Source organism: uncultured Gemella sp. (genome assembly GCF_963519265.1).
Lineage (GTDB): Bacteria > Bacillota > Bacilli > Staphylococcales > Gemellaceae > Gemella.
Genome location: NZ_CAUQNQ010000064.1, coordinates 1 through 6,859, shown reverse-complemented (window position 1 = coordinate 6,859; position 6,859 = coordinate 1). Strand labels below are relative to the sequence as shown.

Below are 6,859 nucleotides of genomic sequence, written 5' to 3'. Positions count from 1 at the left end.
CAATACAAAAGTCTGTAAGTTCTTTTAACGTTAATCCCGCATAACAAGAAATAACCTCTCCTTCTAGTAACTCTATATTATTCATATCACTAGTTAAGGCTACTATCCCTTGAATTCCGTTATCAGAAATTAATACATTCGAACCATTACCAAGTATAGTTAATTTAATATTATTTTCGCTACTATATGATATTACATTTTGCAAATCTTTTTCGTTATTAATTTTCACTAAAATCTCAGCATTTCCGCCAGTTTTTGTGAAACTATAATTTCTTAAAGGTTCGTTATATAATACTTTACTACTTTGAAGAACTTCTTCAATTTTTTTTATCTTAATCATAGTTTTCAATCCTTTTTAACATTTCATTTATAAATATTATTTTCTGTGCTGAATAATCTTTAAATGAAAGGTCTTTATTTTTCTTTTTAAATGAATTATAGTCATTTTTTAAATCTTCATTATTAAAAACTTCTCTAACTTTTATAAAATCTTTGTGTACTTCTGTATCTCGTTGGACTACATTTAATACTACATCATAGCTCATTGTTAAATAATCAATTATTCTAGCGTACTTAATTACACCTTTTATTCCATTATGAGCTATTCTATGATAACCTATATTGTTTAACCTTTTCTCATCAAATGTTGTTATCTCGTGTAAATTCTCAACAACAACAAGCATATCTACAATTTTTTCTCCCAATACCTGTGTTGTACTCGTCGCTCCAATGTGCAAAAACTCACACTTCGGCATTTTTGGGATTTCTTGTATTTTTTTTATTTCTTCTAAAAATATGCTTACAAAGACCTCATTGTCTTTTATTTCTTCAATTTTAACAATTCTCTTATCCATTTATAAAATCCAATCTTGTAATTAAATATCCTAATCTATTATAGACGTTATTTTATTTAAAGTAAAGCTATATCCGGATTTCATCTATGAGCTAAGTAAATAAACTTATGATATTAACTACATTATTTATTTACTAACAGCATTCTTCATAACAAAAACAACCTTTTTCATGATCATTTATCATTCCAATCGCTTGTAAATAGCTATAGATAATAGTACCACCTACAAAATTAAATCCTCTTTTTTTCAAATCTTTACTAATTTTTATTGAAAGCTCAGACTCACTCGGTGCATCCTTGTAGCTTTCTAACTTATTATTGATTTTTTTATATTCTGTAAAACCCCAGATATATTTATCAAAACTCCCAAATTCTTTTTGTACTTTAATAAATGCAAGAGCATTTTTTCTAACTGAATAGATTTTCAACTTATTTCTTATAATACTTTCATCTTCCCTTAATGATTCTAAATATTCATCAGTATAATTTGCACAAATATTATAATCAAAATTATCAAAAGCACGTTTAAAATTCTCACGTTTTTTTAATATTAACGACCAACTTAATCCTGCTTGCATACCCTCTAATACTAAATATTCGAATAGCATCTGTTCATCATGAGTTTCTCTGCCCCATTCATTATCATGATATTTAATATCTAAGGGAGCTTTTGCCCATGAACATCTATTTTTATTCATGATTTTCCTCCAAATTATTATTCACAATAGCTAACATTTCTCTAATTCGCCTGATGCTATATCTTTCTTTTTTATCAATCTCAAGGAAAAATCCATCCTTGGCAATAATACGAGTATCTTTATGAGGAGTTAAATCTGTAAATAATTCTTTTCCTTTTAGATTATTCATAATTTCTTTATCGAATGTTATAACAACCTTATTGGCTAATTCTTTTATACTAGTAACCATAGTATTTTTTGCCATAACTTTTAAATAACAAATATCTATTAGATTATTTACTTCTTCTCCAAAATCAGAGAATCTATCTATTAAATCTTCCACAATACTTTCTATTTCTTCATCACTTACGACGTTATTTAATCTCTTATAGAAATCTATTTTATCCGCATCATTAGAGATATACTCTTTTGGAATAAAGGCATCTACATTAAGTTTAATCTCTAGGTCATCTGTTTCAACTTCAAAAATATCTTTTTTAATTTTTGGAGTAGCTTCTTTAATTATATTTTCATAGTAACTAACGTCTTGAGTTCTATCTTTCTCTAATAAAGGTTCTAAAATTCCTTTTTTAGCCTGAATTTCTTGTTCTAACATTTGAGAATATAACGTATAACCTACCGAATCGATAAATCCATGTTGTCTCCCACCTAGAACATCCCCTGCTCCTCGAATAGATAAGTCCTGCATCGCAATCTTGAATCCACTTCCTAGAGAAGTAAAGTTCTTAATCGCTGATAATCTTTTCTCCGAGTTTTCTGTTAATGATTTAAACGGTTCATACATTAAGTATGCATAGGCTTCTCTACTACTTCGTCCAACTCGTCCACGAAGTTGATACAATTGACTTAATCCAAAACGATCAGCATCTTCGACAATCAAAGTATTTACATTTGAAATATCAATACCCGTTTCTATAATAGTCGTTGATATTAACATGTCATATTTTCTATCGATAACATCTGACATAATATTCTCAAGTTCTCTTTGACTCATACGACCATGTGCATACGCTATATTAATATCAGGCAATAATCGTTTTAACTCTAAGTATTTTTCATCAATTGTTTCTACTCTATTATAAACATAAAATACCTGACCTCCACGGTTCACCTCATTCATAACCGCTTCTTTGATAACCATTTTATTCTGAGCTGTTACGAATGTCTGGATAGGTTGTCGTTCTCTTGGTGGTGTCTCTATTACAGATAAATCCCTAATTCCAATCAAACTCATATGCAGTGTTCTTGGTATAGGTGTAGCACTAAGAGTAAGTACGTCTACTGTATTTTTTAGATGTTTAATTTTTTCTTTATGTTTAACTCCGAAACGTTGTTCTTCATCTATTATTAATAAACCTAAATCTCTATATTTAAACTTATCGTTTAATAGTTTATGCGTTCCTACGATGATATCAATCTTACCTTCTTCAAGTTTTTTACAAATTTCTGTAATATCTTTTGCAGATTTAAACCTACTAACAACTTCTATATTAATAGGAAAATTCGCAAATCTACTTACAAAGTTATCATAGTGTTGTTCAGCAAGAAGAGTCGTGGGGACTAAAACAGCTACTTGCTTATTATCGGTAACAGCTTTAAATGCAACCCTCATTGCTACTTCCGTTTTACCAAATCCAACATCTCCGCAAAGGAGTCTATCCATTGGACGTTCTTTTTCCATATCTCTTTTGATTTCTTCAGTAGCTTTTACCTGATCTTCAGTTGGAGTAAATGCGAAATCAGCTTCAAATTCAGCCTGCATACTACCGTCAAAACTATATGCATATCCCGAACTCAACTCACGTTTGATATACAGTTTAATCAAGTCCTCAGAAATATCTTCAATTTCTTTACGAACTCTACTTTTAGTTTTTTGCCAATTTTTCGTACCTAGTTTATTCAGTGCAGGTTTTCTGTTGTCTGTAGAAGCTGTATATTTTTGAATATAGTTCATATTATTTATATCTACATAAATAATATCTCCACCATCGTAGACAATCTTTAAGAAGTCTTTATATACTCCTCCTACTTCGACATTTTCTATACCCTCATAAAGTCCAATCCCATGGCTAACATGAACAATATAATCACCAATATTTAACTCTTGATAATTTCGTATTTTTTCTGAGTTAGTATATTTGAATTTTACGCGACGTTTTTTTCTCTCTTCTTCTGTAAAGAGTTCACGAGGTGTTAATAAAAATATTTTATTCTTTCTATCCTCTAACCCCTTAAGGTGATATTTATTTACATCAATAAAAATTTTCCCTTCTTTAACACCGTAGTAAATATCATCATAAAAATAATTATCAAACAGAACTTTTTCGACATAATCTCTTTGCTTTTGAGTATTTAATGAAATTATTACCTTATAATTATCTGTTAATTTTTCTCTAATTTCCTTAGCTAAATACTCTTCACTTGAATAATATGCTAAGTCAATTATATCTAAGTTATAGTTTTTCTCGATAATTTTATCATTTAATTTTAAAGTAGATAAATAGTATTTTCTACTATCTAAATTTTGAATCTTTTCAAATGCTATATTGTCTATTACATCTTGATAGATATAGCTTCTATTCATTTCCTGTAAACTTGTTAAAAAATACTCTCTTAATCCTTCTATTTTTTCTAAGATTTTGTGATAATTGTCATAGAAGATAATAGTATCATCATTTAAATAATCTACAATACTAAATGAATTTTCATAAATTAAATTTGAGAAACTCTCTAAGTCACTAAAATCTCCTGTTGCTCTATAGATTTCTATTTTTTCTTTAAGATAAGTACTAATTTCTTGATAATTTTCATCTTCTTGTATCTTTTTATCGTCCAACTTAGAGAGTATTTTCTCAACAACTATATCTTTTTCTTCAGAAGTAAGGAAAAAATCACTTGTTGGATAAATAACTGCACTATCAATTCTATCCAGAGATCTTTGAGTAATTTCATCAAAAATCCTCATACTATCAAGCTCATCATCAAAGAAATCCAACCTGATAGGCTTTTCACTTAATGGACTAAAAATATCAACTATACTACCTCTTTTTGAAAACTCTCCAACTACATCAACACTCTCAACTCGTCGATATCCCATATTTACGAGTTTTTTCTGTAACTCATCAAAACTAATGACAGTATCTTCACTAATTTCAAAACTATTATTTTTAAAATCTCTAGGATTTTTTACTGTTCTATAGATAGCTTCTATTGGTATAATAATTATGCTTTGTATATTATGAACTAAGTTTTCAAGTACTTTTATTGAATTTTGGACTAAATCATTACTCTTAGAAGTATGACGTTTTAGTATATCTATTTCTGGATAAATATATGTTTCTTCTTCGAAATCATTTAATATTGCAAATAATTCTTCTGCTTCTGCCTTACTTTGAGATAGCACTATAACAGTGTTATTACTTTGTTTATATTCGTTATATATTTCCAAAGAACGTGTTGTTAGATTTTGTCCATAAACCCCTATATTTTTATATTTTTTTTCAAATTGCAAATCAACTATTTCTAACAGACTTTCTTTTATCATGTACGCTCCTTCCTACGACAAATAGCAGCAGAGGGGAACTTCCTTCCTCTAATGCTGCATTTATTCCTTTAATTGTATTTATTCATCAAATCTACAAAATTCATTTTAGAAAAATCTTCAATACAATTTATACTTTTCGAATAAATTTTTCCAATTTCAACCATTTCATCTTTTGAAAATCTTCCTAATACATAATCAACAACCTTCATAGGTGGAGTTGGTCTATCTATACCAATTTTAAGTCTATTGAATTTTTCTGTTCCAAGGTGACTTATGATACTCTTAATCCCGTTATGTCCCCCGCTACTCCCTTTTGCTTTAAGTTTAAAGTTTGCAGTTTTTGTATCTAAGTCATCATAGATTATCAAAATATCTTCTATATCAATTTCAAAATAATCATAAAACTTTCCTACTGCCTCTCCTGATAAATTCATATATGTTGTTGGCTTTACTAATAAATATTTAATTCCATTGTGATACGTCATAGCGTATTCTGCATTGAATTTAGTTTTATCAAAATTTACATTCCATGATCTTGCTAGTTCGTCTAGAACCATAAAACCAATATTATGTCTTGTATTTTCGTATTGTTTACCTGGATTTCCTAATCCTACTATTAATTTCATAAGTTATCCTCTCATTATTTTATTTACTATCGAATATATGACTTAAAGAAGGCAACGGACACCGCTGCCTTCTCAGAGCTTGATTTAATTAATTATTATTCAAAAAGAACACTTACAGGTTCGTTATTATGGATTTTGTAAATAGCTTTAGCTATTAAATCACCTACACATAACGGTACCATTTTATCTAATTTTTTCTCTTCTGGTATATAAATTGTGTTAGCATATACTAACTCTTTAATTGGAGAATTTTCAATTCTATCTAATGCTTGTCCACTTAATACAGCATGTGAGCAACTTGCATAAACTTCTTTTGCTCCTCTATCTTTAAGTGCTTGAGCTCCTAAAGTAATTGTTCCTGCTGTGTCAATAATATCATCTATAAGGATACAAGTTTTTCCTTCAATGTTACCTACAATATTCATAACTTCAGCAACATTTGGTTTTGGTCTTCTCTTATCGATAATTGCGATTGGTGTATTTAACGCATCTGCCAGTTTTCTCGCACGTGTTACACCACCGTGGTCTGGTGATACAACAACCACCTCTTCCATATCTGGAAGTTTTTCTTTGAAATATTTCGCAATAATTGGTACACACATAAGGTGATCAACTGGAATATCAAAGAAACCTTGAATTTGAAGAGCGTGAAGATCTAATGCAATTATACGATCTGCTCCTGCTACCTCTAGTAGATTAGCTACTAATTTAGCAGTAATTGGTTCACGACTTCTTGCTTTTCTATCTTGACGTGCATATCCGTAATAAGGAATTACAACGTTAATAGTGTCCACTGAAGCACGTTTAAGTGCATCTATCATAATTAATAAAGTCATTAAATTGTCATTTACAGGACCACTAGTTGATTGTAGTACGAATACTTCGCTACCACGTACACTTTCCTCTATATTAATTGAAACCTCACCGTCACTGAATTTTTTTACACTACATTTGCTTAATTCTACTCCTAGTGACTTCGCTACTTGTTGTGCTAATGGAATGTTAGCATTTAATGAAAACAGCTTTAATGGTTTATCTACAAGCATATTAAATTTTTCTCCTTAAAATTTGGTTCGATAGTAATACAGATGTATTCCGTAAATTATTATAGCATAAATATTAGATAATTTCTACTAAT

General features: G+C 29.3%; 6 protein-coding genes. All 6 read right to left on the bottom strand.

The window, feature by feature from the left end; genetic code table 11:
• A partial coding sequence (locus RWN11_RS06375; RefSeq protein WP_314160925.1) for an FAD-binding protein occupies nt 1-340 on the bottom strand: 340 nt, incomplete at its 3' end.
• The gene (locus RWN11_RS06370) at nt 333-854 is read right to left on the bottom strand and encodes a GrpB family protein (RefSeq protein ID WP_314160924.1); all 522 of its coding nucleotides are present in this window, start codon (nt 852-854) and stop codon (nt 333-335) included. The genes RWN11_RS06370 and RWN11_RS06375, both read right to left, overlap by 8 nt.
• Before the next feature lie 133 nt (nt 855-987).
• Nucleotides 988-1,551 carry a DNA-3-methyladenine glycosylase I gene (locus tag RWN11_RS06365; protein WP_314160923.1) on the bottom strand — a complete coding sequence of 188 codons (564 nt, stop codon included), beginning with the start codon at nt 1,549-1,551 and terminating at the stop codon, nt 988-990.
• On the bottom strand, nt 1,544-5,095 hold the full coding sequence (gene mfd / locus RWN11_RS06360; protein ID WP_314160922.1) for a transcription-repair coupling factor: 3,552 nt from the start codon (nt 5,093-5,095) through the stop codon (nt 1,544-1,546). Before mfd ends, RWN11_RS06365 begins: the two co-directional genes overlap by 8 nt.
• Nucleotides 5,096-5,163: 68 nt before the next feature.
• Nucleotides 5,164-5,721, bottom strand: a complete 558-nt coding sequence (gene pth / locus RWN11_RS06355; protein ID WP_314160921.1) for an aminoacyl-tRNA hydrolase — start codon at nt 5,719-5,721, stop codon at nt 5,164-5,166.
• Nucleotides 5,722-5,816: 95 nt separating this feature from the next.
• The gene (locus RWN11_RS06350) at nt 5,817-6,767 is read right to left on the bottom strand and encodes a ribose-phosphate diphosphokinase (protein WP_314160920.1); all 951 of its coding nucleotides are present in this window, start codon (nt 6,765-6,767) and stop codon (nt 5,817-5,819) included.
• Nucleotides 6,768-6,859: the final 92 nt, after the last annotated feature.